A 14,405-nucleotide genomic window follows, 5' to 3' on the forward strand; every position below is an offset into this window, starting at 1 on the left:
CCCGCGTAAGTTGAGCGCGTCGGGACAGCGACTACAAGGGGCGGCCAGATATGAGCGGTTTCGTGCGCAATCACTTCACCGCGGGCGTCGCCGCCGCCGCAGCGACCGCGCTCGTGCTTTCACCGACGGGGATTCCAAGCCCGAACCCCCCGGCCCCGGCGGACGCCGCACGGTCGGTCGAGCTGACCGCGGCGGTCAAGCCGCTGGTGCTCGAGCCGCTCAGCACCCGCCAACTCGAAACGGCCCGGGCAGCCATCGGCCGGCTCGATCCCGACGCAGCACGAGCACTGCCCGTCGCCGCCGCGGCTCCGGCGCCACAGAACGCCGCATCCGACTGGATCACCGCGGGTTATCAGTGGATTCAGGGCTGGGTGGACTACGGCGTCGCGCTCAGCCAATACGTGCTGCAGTTCATCCCGTACGGGTATCTGATCGGTGACCAGGTTGGCATCATCTATTACCAACTGGTCAGGCCCATCTCCGACAGCGTGGTGTACGACCTCGTCGTTCCCGTGGTCAACGATCCGCTGAACATCTGGTCGTGGATCAACGGTGCCGTCGCCGTGGGTCAAGCGACGGTCGTGTCGCTGATCAACACCGGAATCGCCGAGTTCAACTACTTCTTCGGTTGGCTGATCCCACCGATCCCGCCGCTGCCGCTCGCCGCCGAGCCCGCCACGCTCAAGGTGGCCGAGGTCGAGGCGCCGACGGAGCCCGTCGTCGAAGAGCCGACGACGCCGGACGTCGCACTCGCGGCGGAGCCGGACGCCGCAGCGCCGACGACGCCGGCCACCCCGGACGAGACGTCGACCGTCGAGGTCGCCGCGACCGTCGAGGTCACCGCGGACGCCGAGAAGTCCGAGACGACAACGTCGGCGGGCACGGTCCAGGCCCAGGGCGAGGTTCGCACCGGGCCTCAGACCACGAGCCACCAGACCACCACCGCAGACGAGCCCACCGCCGACGAGCCGTCGGAAGTGCCGTCGGACCCGAAGCCCGGGGCCTCGGAGGTCACCGACACCACCGCCGCGGACGAGGCCGACGCACCGGAGAAACCGTCCGCCAGCGCGAGTGACGACAAGGGCGGCGACGACAAAGGCGATAAGGGCAAGGACGAGACGCCCGCGCCGTCCGACTAGCTCGTCGGGTTTTGTTGGCGCCACAGCACCATCGCCGGTGGCACCACGCCCACGACGATGAACAGCAGCGACCGGAAGTCCATGATGCCGGGGCCGCGGAATACGGCGTCGCCGCCGGGCCCGCCGAAGGTCAGCACGAGCACCGTCGCGAGAAATGCCCACAGCGGCGCGGCCGCCACGCGCATCGAGGTGGTCCAGTGCAGCGCGGCCCAGACCAGCGCGGCGTTGACCAGCCCGCAGATCAAGGCACTGATGGGAAACGGGACGGAACCCAGATACAGCGGAAGCAGTAGCGCTCCAGCGAGTGCCGACAGCACGCCGTCGATCGTCAAAAGGGTGAGCACGACGCCCGGCGCCCACGGCGCGACGCGACCGGACTCCGAAGGCGACGCCGTCAGGTCGGGATGCTGTCGAGAAGCGCGACCAGCGACCCCTCCACCCACTGCAGGCTGTCGAAGCGGTCCTGCCAATGCTGCAGGTTGGGATCCAGATCCGGGTCCATCGCCGTCCCTTCGTCGCGCTGGGCGTTCGTCCGGCAGCCTACCCCGTCGCCGCGGCGCTAGCTCACATTCACACCGGACAACAGATCCGTCTCCCACCCGCGGTCGTCACGGGCGCCCGGGGACCCGGCGGCCAGCACGTAGTGCTCGCTGGCCCCGACGGGTAGCACGATGTCGTTCGACAGCGCGAAGGCCCGTCCTCCCGGTTCGACGGTGACCTGCGTCGCGTGCGCGCGCAGTGCGGCGACCTTGGCCGCAAGATGTTCGGGCGCTTCGACGACGGCGTCGATGTCGGCGTCGGCGTACCCGAACGGGAACTCGTGGGCGGGCACGCGGTGCCACGCGGGCGGCAGCTCGACGTCCTGCAGTGCGGTCATGCCGCGCTCCATCGCGCTGCGCGCAATCACCGTCCAGTAGAACTTCGGGACCTGCCACGGATCGCCGGGGCCTGCGGGCTCGGCCGCCGCCACCACTGCCGCCGAGGTGACCCGGTGCGCCTGGATGTGGTCGGGGTGTCCATACCCGCCGTGAGGGTCGTAGCTGACGATGACGTGTGGCCGCAGCTCCCGGATGATCGCGACGAGCGCACCGACGGCCTCGTCCGGGTCGGCGTCGGCGAACCGCTGCTGGTGGCGGGCCGGCGAACCCTCCATGCCGGAGTCCCGCCAGCGGCCAGCGCCGCCGAGGAACACGGGCTCGTCGACACCCAACTCCCTTAAGGCGGAAGATAATTCACCGATGCGGTAGCCACCCAACTGGTCGGCGTGATCGACCGCCAGCCGCGCCAAGCGCTCGCCGATCACCTCGCCTTCCTCGCCGAGGGTGCACGTGACGACGCGAACCGTGGCTCCGCGCGCGACGTAGTGCGCGATGGTCGCGCCGTTGGTCAGCGTCTCGTCGTCGGGATGTGCGTGCACGAACAACAACCGGGGGAAGTCCATGAGCACAAGATAGATTCACCGCGTGACGCGGCGCACCCTCGAGTACGCGTGCGGCGTGCTGCTCGTCGGGCTGCTCGCAGGAGTCGCAGGCGCGGCCACCACCTTGCTCATCCACTTCGTCGAACACCTCACCTACCACTACTCGTTCGGGACGCTGCTCAGCGGCGTCGGCGGCAGCAGCCCCGTTCGACGGGCGGTCGGCCCGATGATCGGCGGCCTCGTCGTCGGTTTCGGGTGGTGGCTGCTGCGCCGCCGCGGGGATGTCCCCTCGCTCTCGGCGACGATCGCCGAGCATCGTCCGATCCCCCGCTGGCGCATGTCCATCGACGCCATCCTTCAGGTCGTGCTCGTCGGATCGGGCGCGTCGCTCGGACGAGAAGGCGCGCCGCGGCAGCTGGCGGCGGCCCTGGGCGACGCAGGCACCTCGCGATGGGCGCTGACCCCGCGTGACCGCGAGATCCTGCTGTCCTGTGCGGCGGGCGCAGGCCTCGGCGCCGTCTACAGCGTGCCGCTCGGCGGGGCGCTGTTCTCGGCGAGCATCCTGCTGCACAGCTGGCACCCGCGCGTCGTCGGAACCGCGCTCATCACGTCGAGCCTCGCCGTGGCGGTGTCCTCGCCGGTGACCCACTTCGAGCATCCGGTGTCGTGGCCCAATCCGACGCTGTCCTATCTGTACATCGGTTTGGCGGTCGTCATCGCCCCGCTCGCGGTGGTGATCGGGCTGGCATTCGACAGGGTGATGACGTGGGCCCGCCCGAAACCTCAGCTTCGGTCCTGGACGTTGGTGCCCGCGATCGCGCTGGCGGGGCTCGCGACGGGAATCGCGTCGATCTGGTGGCCCGAGCTACCTGGTAACGGCCGCAGCGTCCTCACGGTCAGCGTGAACGCCGACCTGACGCTCGCCGGTGCGGCCGTGATCCTGCTTCTGAAACCACTTCTGACGGCGACCTTCCTGCGCGCAGGCGCGGTCGGCGGCATGATCACGCCCGCGCTCGCGACGGGCGCGGCGGCCGGTTCGGTCGCCACGCTGGCACTCAACCACCTCGCGGGGACGCACCTGGAGGTGGCTGCCATGTCGTTGGCGTGCGCGGCGGGAGTGCTGGCGATCACGCAGCGCGCCCCGGCGTTCGCGGCGCTGTTCGTGTGGGAGCTCGCCCGTCCGCCCTACTGGTTGCTTTTGGCGTTCGTAGCGGCGGCGTTCACGGCGCACGGAATCCGGTTGCTGCGCGAGCGGCGGGCCGATCCGAGGTAACCAGCGCGACGCCTTGGGCATCCGCTCAGCGGTGCGGGCCAGGCGGCGTCCCCGCAGCTGCAAATTCGGCAAGCTCCTTCGCCGACGAAACATCGTCGGTGTAATGGCAAACATTCCGCGAAAGGCCGATCACAGTTATCTCGGCCGCTGTCCGACGTATCGCCGTGGCTTTCGCGACGTAATTCACGAACGATAGCTGTTCGAATTGCTAGATCTACTTGACCACTAACAATATGCGGCTGACCAGTGCTTTCACACCGACCAATATCTACGTTACGTCAACGATAATTTTTGCTTGTTCCCCTGTGCGTTCCCCGATCGGGGGCGTAATTTCGGACGTCCCCGCCGACACCAATACGGACGACAGCAACGAGGGGTCTGTCGCCTGACGCGGAACAACTGAATATTCGGGCGTCGGTCCCTTCCCTAGGGAGGGCGCCGATTGCCGTTTCTAGCGCGGGATCTTGGCCCAGATACCCGCATTGCCGACGATGCCGACCGGCACCGCACCCGACAGGTTCACGTTTTGGACGCTGGGCCCGGCCGCCACGATGGTGGTGTCCTGAAGTATCGGCAGCACCGTCGACATGTTCCACAGCCGCGGCTCGACCGCGGCCAGCACCGCGGCGATGTCCTCACGGCCATCGAGCGCGGCGTCGATCTTCGGTTGAATGCTGCGGTCGCAGATCCCGGTCAGGTTGCTCGGCGCCTGAACCAACTGGTCCGGCTCCGGGGCTGGCGATACCGACGTCGCGGTCGACGGTGGCGGTCCTGGCGGCGGCGCCGCGGTTGTGCTCGGGGTGGTGGTGGTCGACGTCGACGATGAGAATGGCGTGCTGGTCTCGATGGCGGTGGCCTCCAGCGCCGGACAGCTGTACCGCGACGCGAGCGCGGTCGCCAGATCACCTCCCGCTTGATGCCAGCCGACGATCGCGTCGACCCGATTCTGGTTGATCGCATCGCCGTACAGCGCGGGCGGGTCGAGCACGAGCACCGACGCCGAGATGCCCACGTTGCGGAGTTGATCCGCCGCCGTATTCGCCACCGCGATCGAGGTCGGATCGTTGGCCGCGACACCGATCACCAGCGTCAGGGGTTGCCCGTCCCTGCTGATGCGCCCGCGGGTGGACGGCGGCACCGGGGTTGGCGGCGGCCCAGGACTGGTCGACGGCGGCTCCTGCTCGATGGTGTAACCCGCGTCGCTCAGCAGCTCCAACGCCGCCTCCCGGGTCAGCGCGGGCGGCGCGGTCGGGGTGTATCCAGGATCTGACGGCGATCGCACCTGGGCCTGAGCGAGCGTCACCGTGTTGTCGCTGCCCGCTCCAACGGCGGCCAGCAGGTCCACGTCCAACAGTCCAAGGATCGATTTGCGCACCGCAGAATCCGAGAGCGCCGGCTGTTGGGCGCGCAACGTCAACTGCATCACCCGCGGCGTCGAGATGCGGGCCGTACGGACGTCAGGGATCGCCCCCAGCTGAGCGAACGTCGCCTGCCCGCCGTGCACCTGCGCGACCTGCGTGTCACCGTTGCGAATCGAATCGGCAAGTGCGGCAGGAGAACCCGCACGGCGGAAGAGGATCTCGTCGGGCTTGGCAGGCACCGACCAGTACCGGTCGTTGCGCTCCAACAGGATCTCGTCGCGTTGCGGGTCGATGTTCTCGACGCGGAACTGACCACCCGTCACGGGCAGCGCCCGTACCAGCCCCGCCGCGAAGCCGCCCGGCACGTCCTTGACGATGTGCGCGGGCAGCAGGTCGTTGAAGAGCTCGCGCCAGCCGGGGTACGGCTGCGAGAAGGTGACGACCGCCGTCTTGCCGCCGTCGATCGACTGCACACCGGTGATCAGGTCGTAGCCCGCTGGGTCAACGACACCCGGCTCGCTGACCATCTGGCGCCACAGATACCAGTAGTCGTCGGCGCCGATCGGCGCGTTGTCGGTCCACTGCGCCTCGGGCCGAATCTTGTAGGTGACGGTGAACGGGTCCTCACTGGTCACCTCGACGGACTCGAGCAGCGTCGGGTCCATCTCCCAGCGCGAACCGGTTGGCGAGTTCGGGTCGGGAATGGGGCGAAACGAGCTGGGCAGCACCAGTGCCGAGATCGCGGCGTTCACGGGCGACTGGTCGGACAGCAGATGCGCGTTGAAGCCCGGCCCGACCGAGTCGATCGCCATGATGATCTGCAGCGCGCGCGGCGGCGGCGGCGCGGCGGTCTGCGACGTCTCGGTGCTCTGCGGGGCTGGCGGCGGTTTCACCGTGCACGAGGTGATCAGCGTGAGTGTCGCGATCAGCGCACCGGCTACGGCGCTGATGCGTCGCAAGGTCGTCGGCACGCCGTTCAGGGTATCGGGAGCCACCCCGGCGGCTCGGCGGGCGACGCTCAGCTGGAGTCGCGGCTCTTTGCGCGGGCCTTGCTTCTGGCGCGCAGGCTCGCGGTCAACTCGACCTTGCGTACCCGCACGATCTCCGGCGTGACCTCGACGCACTCGTCCTCGGCGCAGAACTCCATGGCGAGTTCGAGCCCCAGTTCCAGCGGACGGGCCAGCGTCTCGAAGACATCGGCGGTCGACGAACGCATGTTGGTGAGCTTCTTCTCACGGGTCGCATTGATGTCGAGGTCCTCGGCGCGCGGGTTGATCCCCACGACCTGGCCCTCGTAGGTGTCCTGTCCCGGCTCGACGAAGAACTGGCCGCGGTCGGACAGCTGGGTCAAGGCGAACGGCGTGATCTTGCCGGTTCGGTCTGAGACCAGCGAGCCGGTGTGCCGGGCCCGAATCTCCCCCGCCCACGGGCGGTAGCCGTCGAACACGGCGTTGGCGATCCCGGTGCCGCGGGTGATCGTCAGGAAATCGGTGCGGAACCCGATCAACCCGCGGCTTGGCACGATGAAGTCCATCCGGACCCACCCGGCGGCGTGGTTGGCCATGTCCTCCATGCGGCCCTTGCGGGCGGCCATCAGCTGGGTGATGGCGCCGACGAACTCGTCGGGGCAGTCGATGGTCATCGCCTCGAAGGGCTCGTGCAGCTTGCCGTCGACCGTGCGGGTGACCACCTGGGGCTTGCCGACGGTCATCTCGAAGCCCTCGCGGCGCATCTGCTCGACGAGCACGGCGAGCGCCAGCTCGCCGCGGCCCTGGACCTCCCAGGCGTCGGGCCGGTCGATGTCGACGACCTTGATGGACACGTTGCCGACGAGTTCGGAGTCCAGCCTCGACTTCACCATTCGCGCCGTCAGCTTGTGCCCGGACACCTTGCCGGCCAACGGCGAGGTGTTGGTGCCGATGGTGACCGAGATGGCGGGTTCGTCGACGTGAATCCGCGGCAGCGCATGGGCGTGGTCCGGATCGGCGAGCGTGTCGCCGATCATGATCTCGGGCAGGCCTGCGACGGCGACGATGTCGCCAGCGATGGCCTCGTCCGTGGGAGTGCGTTCGACGCCCTCGGTGACGAGGAGTTCGGTGATCTTCGCGTTCGTGATGACGGGGTGGCCGTCGACCTCGCGCATCCAGGCCACCTGTTGGCCCTTGCGGATGCGCCCCTTGTAGATGCGGATCAGCGCGAGCCTGCCGAGGAACGCCGACGCGTCGAGGTTGGTCACCAGCGCCTGCAGGGGGGCTTCGGGATCGCCCTGCGGCGGCGGGATGTGCTCGAGCAGCACGTCGAACAGCACGTCCAGGTTCTCGCCGTCGGGATTCTCACCGTTGGCGGGCTCGTTGGTGCTGGCGATGCCGGCGCGGCCCGAGGCGTACAGGACCGGCAGTCCGAGTGCATCCTCGGCGGCCTTCTGAGCTTCGTCGTCGAGGTCCGACGCGACGTCGAGCAGCAGATCGTGACTCTCGGAGACGACTTCGGCGATCCGCGCGTCCGGTCGGTCGGTCTTGTTGACGACCAGGATGACGGGCAGATGCGCGGCGAGTGCCTTGCGCAGCACGAACCGGGTCTGCGGCAGCGGGCCCTCCGACGCGTCGACCAGGAGCAGCACCCCGTCGACCATCGACAAGCCGCGCTCGACCTCGCCGCCGAAGTCGGCGTGGCCTGGGGTGTCGATGACGTTGATCACTGTCATGCTGCCGTCGGGGTTCTTGCGGTGCACGGCGGTGTTCTTCGCCAGGATCGTGATGCCCTTTTCCTTCTCAAGGTCACCGGAGTCCATCAAGCGTTCGACCGCGTCGTCGCCGCGGTGGTGCAAGGCACCGGATTGGCGCAACATCGCGTCGACCAGGGTCGTCTTGCCATGGTCGACGTGCGCGACGATGGCTACGTTACGAAAATCCACGTCAACGATTGTCGCAGCGTGGGTATCCATTCGCGAAAACGTGGGTTGGCAGACGAGAGGTCACGTGAAGTTCGAGAAGTTCGCCAAGGCCAAGCCCAAGAAGAAGTGTTGCCGTTCCAAGCCGCGCTGCAAGCGCTGCCCACTGGTGCTGCACAAGGTGTGCAAGGCGGAGCGCAACGGGATGCGCGGCAAGGACCTGGAGAAGGTCTTCAAGAGGGCGAGAAAGTCCTGACTAGCTTGGCGAACACCGGCGTACCGTGGATGTGTCCGGCATTGATGGGAGGCGTCGACCATGACGTTTTACGAAGTACTGACCTTCGCGCTGATCGCCGTGCTGGCGGCGGCCACGACGGTGGCGATCTACCTCGGACTGCTCAATTGGATCGGCGGAGTCTTCGTCGTCCGGTGTGCCGCATGTCACCACTTGACGTTCGCATCGGCCAACAAGCCCAAGGAGTCCTGCCCGCATTGCCGCCACCCGGTGCTGATGCACCCGCTGTACACCGCCTTCCACCGGGGCAGCCGCTCCGAGGTGCGCGTCGTCGGTGACCGCCTTCGGTACTAGCGGCTAGGGCGTCGCGTCCTACGGGTACTCCAGCAGCACCATCACCCGGCCGTCGGAAGGTGGTTCGTCGAAGTCGTCGGCGCTGAAGCCGTAGTACTGCTCCTGGTCCTCGGTGATGTAGTCGATCACCCGGCCGTGTGTCTTCACCTCGCCGCCGACGCCGCCGCGCACCTTCTTCATGACGCCAAGGAAGTCGGGCACCGACAACGACTCCGCCAAAAGCAGGACGTCGCCGCCGGATTCGAGGTTGACGAGCACGCCTGCGCCCGAGAAGTTGTTGCCGCCGCGGCCGGTTCCCCGCGGCGCCCACCAGACGGGCTCGCCCGCGAGTTCACCCTCGACGCGGACGTACTCGCCGACGTGGTCGGTGCCGTCCTCGGCGGTGACGACCGGCAGCCCGTCGATGGTGCGCAGTTCCTTCCACCACATGTAGCCGACGGGCAGCGCGCTGAACGCGTAGATGAGCACCAGCAGCATCAGCAGCGGCTTCCATGCCACCTCCCATGACAGCTTGCGCGCCGAGATGGGGTTGTCAGCGGCCAGCTGTGCGTCCAATTGTCCACGGCCGAGCCGGAATACGTACCAGGTCAGCAGCCGGGTGAGCGCCATGAGCGCCAGCACAGCGAGCCCGACGTAGCCAGCCACTTTCCAGTAGAAGACGTCGTCGCCGCGGTCGATGGTCATCCACACCATGACGATCGGGATCCAGATCGTGATGCCGTGCAGCAGGATGTACGACGGGTGACTGGTGAGGTAGTCGTACTCGACCGACCATGCCCGATTGCCGCCGTAGACGGTGACCGGCCCGACGTCGGCGTGCACCATCGGCGTCCACGTCGTCTTCACCAGCCGCGGACGGACCAGGCTCTTGACGAAGAAGAACCCGCAAACGAGCGCGACGGCCAGCGCACCCCAGAAGGCGCCCCCGAGGGAATCCCCCGATCCAGGGACGCCGAACGCACCACGGATGTCGATCACCTTGGCGATGAAGAACGTCAGCGGTATCGCAAAGAGGAACTCTACGAGCCATATCTGGACCAGCTGCGGGACCCGACGGCCGATGCGGTCGAATGCGAGCACCCCGCGCCAGACGAATCTGAAGACCCCCATGATCAACGAAGAATAATGTGTGCTGGTTGCAAAGGGGGCAAACTCGTGGCGAATCCACCGGATCAAGATCGCGGCCGCACGCTCGAGGAGATTCGCAGCCAGTGGCTGGAGTTGGGCACGGCATGCGTGGAGACCAGCGAGCGGGAACGCGAGCGGTGCGAATGGGCGGTGCGATCGGCGATCGAAGCGGTCGGCGGTGAGACCCACTCGTTCCTGTCGCTCTGGGTGCCGTCCCCCATGGCGGGGGTACTCGCGGCGGCCAGCATCCGTGGGGGACTTGGCGATCCGATGGGCGCGCGGATCAAGGAGCACCTGGCCGCTGGACTCACCCGCGCCGTGCCCGGTGCCCAGCGCGTACGTCGCGAGGTCGATGCGACGGTGCAGCGCGCCCGCGACGCGGTGCACGCTCAGGTGGCCGCCGAACTGTTGGCCCGGGGTCCTCAGTGGGAGCAGATGGCCCGCGACATGGGCAACTACGCCTGGGATCGGGTGTGGCAGGTCATCGGCGACCCGGTCTACACCAACTGTGGATTCGACGAGCGCGCGCACGAATCCATCGAGCGGTTGGAGGAGAACCTCGAACCGTGGTCGGACGACATGATGGAGGGCCAATTCGGCGCGGGCGCGATGGCCCAGCTCGACGCCATGCACCTGGAGGGCGGCGTCGACGTGTCGGAGTACGAGGGCATCCGCCGGCTCGCCGTGCGATGCAGTTGGTGGTGGGCGACGGACTCCGCTGCCGTGCTGTGCGAGCACCCAGTTCGGTTCGAGGTGTCCGGCGAGCACGTCACCGTGGAGTTCCGCGACGGCTGGACGGTGCGGACCTAACCGGTCACATTTCCCGAGTCGCTGCGCTCCTGCCCTCCGGCCCGCAACGCGGCAGTCAGCTCGGGGAGCCAGCCGCGGTCCGCGGGCACCCATGGGAGACAAGCGAGTTCGTCGACGGTCACCCAGCGCAGTGCGCGATGATCGCGGGCCTCGATGGTGCCGCCCGTCTGCGTGACGAGGTAGGCGCGCAGCGTCATCGCAGCGCTCAGCGCGACGTCGGCGCCGATGCGCGTGCCCACGGCGACCTCGACGCCGAGTTCCTCGTGGAGTTCGCGCGCGAGCGCGGCGTCGTCGCGCTCGCCCGGTGCCACCTTGCCGCCGGGAAGTTCCCACAACCCGGCGAGTTCGGGTGGCCGGTCGCGTTGCGCGACGAGCAATGCGCCGCCGGCGATGAGGGCGCCGGCGACGACGAGCTGGGTCGGCATTGATGTGGACATCGACCGCGAAGGTATACCGTCAGGCATGGCCGTGTTATCGAACGAAGAAGTGGATGCCGCGCTGCCGACCCTGACTGGCTGGGCACGCACCGACGGCGAGTTGCGCCGGTCCATCAAGTTTCCCGCGTTCCTCGAAGGCATCGACGCGGTACGCCGCGTCGGGGAGCTCGCCGAAAGCAAGGACCACCATCCCGACATCGACATCCGTTGGCGCACAGTGACTTTTGCGCTCTCCACCCATTCCGAAGGTGGGATCACACAGAAGGATCTGGAACTGGCTGCCGAAATCGACCGGATCGTCGGCGACGCGTAGCGACGGGCAGCCCGGCCAAATAGGCCAACGTCACCAGGGCCCCCACCACGTACGCGCCGCCCGCGAGCGCGACGTACCAACTCATCCCGTCGATCCAGCCACTCTCCCCCGCCACCATGGTCAACCAGGGCGAGCCGACCAACGCCACCGCGAGCCACAACCAGCCGAGGAAGCGCGTGTGAGCGCGCAGAGTCCCCAGCATCAGCCACATGATCAACGGCAACAGCCACACCCAGTGGTGCGTCCAACTGACCGGCGACACCAGTAGTCCGAAGGTCATCACGACCAGGATCCGACCCAGCGCGTCGTCGGCGCCGATAGCGCGCCACGCCAGCAGGCTCAGCAGGGCGGCGACGGCGATCAGTCCGATCAGCAGCGGACCGTACGCGTCGTCGCGCCCGGTGACGAACGCGACGACGCCGCGCAACGACTGGTTGGTGGGCAGGCCGACCTTGCCGACCCGGCTGGCGTCGCCGAGCAGATCGGTGAAGTAGTAGCGACCCTGCGCACCGAGCGCCAGTACCGACAAGACGATGGTGCCGACGAACGTCACAGCCGACACCGCGATCACGCCCCACCGGCGGGCGCCCAGGAAGTACAACCCCGCCACGGCGGGAGTCAGCTTGAAGCCTGCGGCCAGGCCCACCAGCAGGCCCGAGACCCACCACCGGCGGTCGTACACCGCGGCGAGCACCGCAACCATGAGCAGCGCACCGACTTGACCGAGCTCGAAGAGGTGCCGCATCGGCTCGAGCCAGATGGCCAGCGCGGTCCACGCCATCGCCGAGCGCCAGGCTGGCCGCCCGAGCAACTTCAGCGTCACCACTGCGCAGCCGTACAACGCGGCGACGACGCCGAGCTGCCAGCAGAGTCCGACCAGTTCGAACGGCAGGAAGTGCAGCGGATAGAACACCAGCGCGGCGAATGGCGGGTACGTGAACTGCAGCGGCAGCGGCGGCACCGGCGGGTGGTAGACGAAGTCGTAGAGCGCTCCGTCATCGATCGCGGCGGCGCCGTCGACGTAGACGTGCAGGTCGATGAAGTTGGTGCCGTTGGCCATCAGGTACGTGACGCACAACCGCGCGGCCACGCTCAGCAGAAGCAGGTAGGGCGCGATCGCCGCCACTCGGTTCGTCGGCGGCGGAGCGGTGTGCACGAGCGAGGCCTTGATCCATCCGACTCTAGCGATCGGTCACCGTATGCCGTCTGATCCATCACGGTTCAGTAAATGCCACACGTGTCACTTGAGTAACTCCAGTAACTCCGTAGCGTCGGGCCGGACTGCCTCCAACGGAACGGGAATCCCATGCCTCTCGCCAGAAAACTGTTCGCCACCAGCGCGATCGCGGTCGCTTGCGCGGTCCCGGGTGCGGTGTTGCTCAGCGCCACCGCCTCGGCAGAACCCGCCCCGGCCCCCGTACCTGCCATTCCCGGCGTGCCGAACCTGGGCTTCCTGAGCGGGTTGACGCCGGCCAACGCGCCTGCGCTCATCCAGAGCATGGCGTCGGCGTTCACCGGCGCTCCCGCCGCCGCAGCGCCCGTCGCCGCGCCGACCGCCGCCACTGCGTCCGTCACGCTGCCGCAGGCGCCCGCGCTGCCCGCCGCGACGCCCGCCGTCGCCACGGCCACGCCCGCCGCTGCGGCCGCTCCCGCGCAGGGCCTGGTGCCGACCGCCGAGGTGAGCCTGCCGCAGGTGCCGGGCGCTCCCCTGCCACTGCCCCAGCAGCTGAACTTCCCCGGCGACCTGGCCTCGCTGATGCCTGCAGGCACGCCGCTGGCCAACCTGCTGCCGAAGGCCCCGGCGGCAGTGCCGGCCACGGTGCCGGCCGCGCTGCCGGCCGCGCTGCCCGTTGCGGCTGCCGCGGTTCCGGCCGTCGCGGGCGCGACCCAGGCGACGACCGGCTTGGGCGGGTTGGCGCCGCTACTGATGCCGACCTCGGCGCTGTCCGCGCTGCCCTGAGCCACACGCAACCGGCGGCTACCAAAACTATTGCGGGGAGAGACATGTCATCGACGAAGACGCTGCTGGTCGCGCTTGGTGCGACCGCCTGTGTGCTGCTGAGTGGTCAGCCGCTCGCGACGGCCGAGCCGGCCGCGCCGCTGCCGATGCCCATACCCATCGACGGGCTACAGGCGCCGGGACTCCCGGCGATGCAGTCGCTGGGACCGGCCATTCAGCAGGCGGCGTCCGATCCGACGAACGCGGCATCGATGTTGATGGCTGCGGCGGCGGTGTTCGCCGGAGACGCCGCCGCTCCCCCGAGCTCCAAGAACGTGGCGGCTGCCGTCAACCACTTCGCGGCCGACCCGCAGGTCGCGCACGTGCCTGCGGTCGGCGCGACGCCGGGCACCGAAGCGCACCTGCCGGCAGGCGTCGACCCCGCTCACGCGGTCGGGCCGGCTGCCCTGCCCGAGGCGCTTCCCGCTCCAGCACCGGACGCCCCGGCACCCGCCCCTGAGGCGGCGCCCGTGCCCGACGCGGCACCCACGCCAGAGGCCGCGATTGCGCCTGCCCCTGACGCCGCCCCCGCGCCCGGTCCCGGTCCGGATGCGACCGTCACGCAGGACTTCATGTATCCGTCGATCAGCAACGGATGCCTCGCCGACGGCGGAAACGTGTTGGCGACCGCGATCTCAGTGGCCGGGCCCGCGAAGATTCCGGCGCCCGGTCCGGGCCCGGGTCAAACGGCGTACGTGTTCACGGCCATCGGTACCCCCGCTCCCGCGGCAGTGCAGAAGCTGCCGTTGAACGTCACCTGGGTCAACCTCACGACGGGTAAGTCGGGTACCGCAACGCTCAAGCCGCAGTCCGACATCAACCCCGACGGGCCGACGACGCTCACCGCCATCGCCGACACCGGTGCGGGCAGCGTCATGTCGACGATCTTCGGTCAGGTCACGACGACCGAGAAGCAGTGCCAGTTCATGCCCACCATCGGCTCGACGGTGGTACCCGAAGTCGCCGCCTGACGCGCGCACCATCCGCGAGCGCGCGTGTTTGAGGACGACACGCCGCGTGACAACCCGACAATGCGCGCGCTCGCC

15 protein-coding genes are annotated in these 14,405 nt (G+C 68.5%); 8 read left to right on the plus strand and 7 right to left on the minus strand.

Features of this window, described 5'->3' with window-relative positions; all coding sequences use genetic code 11:
* Positions 1 to 50 precede the first annotated feature (50 nt).
* Entirely contained in the window at positions 51 to 1,139 is a 1,089-nt protein-coding gene (locus tag SLQ33_RS28400) for a hypothetical protein (RefSeq protein ID WP_319457248.1), read from the plus strand.
* On the opposite strand, the gene SLQ33_RS28405 is transcribed toward SLQ33_RS28400, so the two are convergent.
* Positions 1,136 to 1,582, minus strand: coding sequence for a hypothetical protein (locus SLQ33_RS28405; RefSeq protein ID WP_413467723.1), 447 nt, complete (start codon positions 1,580 to 1,582; stop codon positions 1,136 to 1,138). The genes SLQ33_RS28400 and SLQ33_RS28405 overlap by 4 nt on opposite strands.
* 116 nt (positions 1,583 to 1,698) lie before the next feature.
* The gene (gene mshB, locus SLQ33_RS28410) at positions 1,699 to 2,580 is read right to left on the minus strand and encodes an N-acetyl-1-D-myo-inositol-2-amino-2-deoxy-alpha-D-glucopyranoside deacetylase (protein WP_319457249.1); all 882 of its coding nucleotides are present in this window, start codon (positions 2,578 to 2,580) and stop codon (positions 1,699 to 1,701) included.
* Positions 2,581 to 2,602: 22 nt separating this feature from the next.
* Between mshB and SLQ33_RS28415 the strand changes: the two genes are divergently transcribed.
* Positions 2,603 to 3,832 carry a chloride channel protein gene (locus SLQ33_RS28415; protein ID WP_319457250.1) on the plus strand — a complete coding sequence of 410 codons (1,230 nt, stop codon included), beginning with the start codon at positions 2,603 to 2,605 and terminating at the stop codon, positions 3,830 to 3,832.
* 451 nt (positions 3,833 to 4,283) lie between these two features.
* Here the strand turns inward: SLQ33_RS28415 and SLQ33_RS28420 are convergent, their stop codons facing one another.
* Positions 4,284 to 6,173 (minus strand): ABC transporter family substrate-binding protein, encoded by a 1,890-nt coding sequence (locus tag SLQ33_RS28420; protein WP_413467727.1) that lies wholly within the window; start codon positions 6,171 to 6,173, stop codon positions 4,284 to 4,286.
* Positions 6,174 to 6,211: 38 nt separating this feature from the next.
* Positions 6,212 to 8,107 (minus strand): translational GTPase TypA, encoded by a 1,896-nt coding sequence (typA, locus tag SLQ33_RS28425; protein WP_319457252.1) that lies wholly within the window; start codon positions 8,105 to 8,107, stop codon positions 6,212 to 6,214.
* Positions 8,108 to 8,171: 64 nt separating this feature from the next.
* Here typA and SLQ33_RS28430 point away from each other — a divergent pair, with 64 nt between their 5' ends.
* The gene (locus tag SLQ33_RS28430; RefSeq protein WP_319457253.1) at positions 8,172 to 8,339 is read left to right on the plus strand and encodes a hypothetical protein; all 168 of its coding nucleotides are present in this window, start codon (positions 8,172 to 8,174) and stop codon (positions 8,337 to 8,339) included.
* Between the two features lie 60 nt (positions 8,340 to 8,399).
* Entirely contained in the window at positions 8,400 to 8,672 is a 273-nt protein-coding gene (locus SLQ33_RS28435; RefSeq protein ID WP_319457254.1) for a hypothetical protein, read from the plus strand.
* Between the two features lie 18 nt (positions 8,673 to 8,690).
* On the opposite strand, the gene SLQ33_RS28440 is transcribed toward SLQ33_RS28435, so the two are convergent.
* Entirely contained in the window at positions 8,691 to 9,782 is a 1,092-nt protein-coding gene (locus SLQ33_RS28440; RefSeq protein WP_319457255.1) for a hypothetical protein, read from the minus strand.
* Positions 9,783 to 9,827: 45 nt separating this feature from the next.
* On the opposite strand from SLQ33_RS28440, the gene SLQ33_RS28445 reads away from it, so the two are divergent.
* Positions 9,828 to 10,610, plus strand: a complete 783-nt coding sequence (locus SLQ33_RS28445) for a hypothetical protein (protein WP_319457256.1) — start codon at positions 9,828 to 9,830, stop codon at positions 10,608 to 10,610.
* On the opposite strand, the gene SLQ33_RS28450 is transcribed toward SLQ33_RS28445, so the two are convergent.
* A complete protein-coding gene (locus SLQ33_RS28450; RefSeq protein WP_319457314.1) occupies positions 10,607 to 11,035 on the minus strand; it encodes a (deoxy)nucleoside triphosphate pyrophosphohydrolase in 429 nt (142 codons plus the stop codon). The genes SLQ33_RS28445 and SLQ33_RS28450 overlap by 4 nt on opposite strands.
* A gap of 37 nt (positions 11,036 to 11,072) precedes the next feature.
* On the opposite strand from SLQ33_RS28450, the gene SLQ33_RS28455 reads away from it, so the two are divergent.
* On the plus strand, positions 11,073 to 11,360 hold the full coding sequence (locus SLQ33_RS28455) for a 4a-hydroxytetrahydrobiopterin dehydratase (RefSeq protein WP_319457257.1): 288 nt from the start codon (positions 11,073 to 11,075) through the stop codon (positions 11,358 to 11,360).
* On the opposite strand, the gene SLQ33_RS28460 is transcribed toward SLQ33_RS28455, so the two are convergent.
* Positions 11,302 to 12,516 carry a mannosyltransferase gene (locus SLQ33_RS28460; protein WP_319457258.1) on the minus strand — a complete coding sequence of 405 codons (1,215 nt, stop codon included), beginning with the start codon at positions 12,514 to 12,516 and terminating at the stop codon, positions 11,302 to 11,304. The two genes, SLQ33_RS28455 and SLQ33_RS28460, sit on opposite strands and share 59 nt — an antisense overlap.
* 150 nt (positions 12,517 to 12,666) lie before the next feature.
* On the opposite strand from SLQ33_RS28460, the gene SLQ33_RS28465 reads away from it, so the two are divergent.
* Together SLQ33_RS28465 and SLQ33_RS28470 are read left to right on the plus strand one after the other, a co-directional pair.
* Positions 12,667 to 13,320 carry a hypothetical protein gene (locus SLQ33_RS28465; protein ID WP_319457259.1) on the plus strand — a complete coding sequence of 218 codons (654 nt, stop codon included), beginning with the start codon at positions 12,667 to 12,669 and terminating at the stop codon, positions 13,318 to 13,320.
* Between the two features lie 44 nt (positions 13,321 to 13,364).
* The gene (locus tag SLQ33_RS28470) at positions 13,365 to 14,330 is read left to right on the plus strand and encodes a hypothetical protein (protein ID WP_319457260.1); all 966 of its coding nucleotides are present in this window, start codon (positions 13,365 to 13,367) and stop codon (positions 14,328 to 14,330) included.
* Positions 14,331 to 14,405: the final 75 nt, after the last annotated feature.

The sequence above is a fragment of the Mycobacterium sp. RTGN6 genome (assembly GCF_033804605.1).
In the GTDB taxonomy this organism is placed as follows: domain Bacteria; phylum Actinomycetota; class Actinomycetes; order Mycobacteriales; family Mycobacteriaceae; genus Mycobacterium.

Coding starts and splice junctions, on each gene's coding strand:
- SLQ33_RS28400 (WP_319457248.1), top strand. CDS start 51: ATGAGCGGTTTCGTGCGCAATCACTTCACCGCGGGCGTCGCCGCCGCC.
- mshB (WP_319457249.1), bottom strand. CDS start 2,580: ATGGACTTCCCCCGGTTGTTGTTCGTGCACGCACATCCCGACGACGAG.
- SLQ33_RS28435 (WP_319457254.1), top strand. CDS start 8,400: ATGACGTTTTACGAAGTACTGACCTTCGCGCTGATCGCCGTGCTGGCG.
- SLQ33_RS28440 (WP_319457255.1), bottom strand. CDS start 9,782: ATGGGGGTCTTCAGATTCGTCTGGCGCGGGGTGCTCGCATTCGACCGC.
- SLQ33_RS28450 (WP_319457314.1), bottom strand. CDS start 11,035: ATGCCGACCCAGCTCGTCGTCGCCGGCGCCCTCATCGCCGGCGGCGCA.
- SLQ33_RS28455 (WP_319457257.1), top strand. CDS start 11,073: ATGGCCGTGTTATCGAACGAAGAAGTGGATGCCGCGCTGCCGACCCTG.
- SLQ33_RS28465 (WP_319457259.1), top strand. CDS start 12,667: ATGCCTCTCGCCAGAAAACTGTTCGCCACCAGCGCGATCGCGGTCGCT.
- SLQ33_RS28470 (WP_319457260.1), top strand. CDS start 13,365: ATGTCATCGACGAAGACGCTGCTGGTCGCGCTTGGTGCGACCGCCTGT.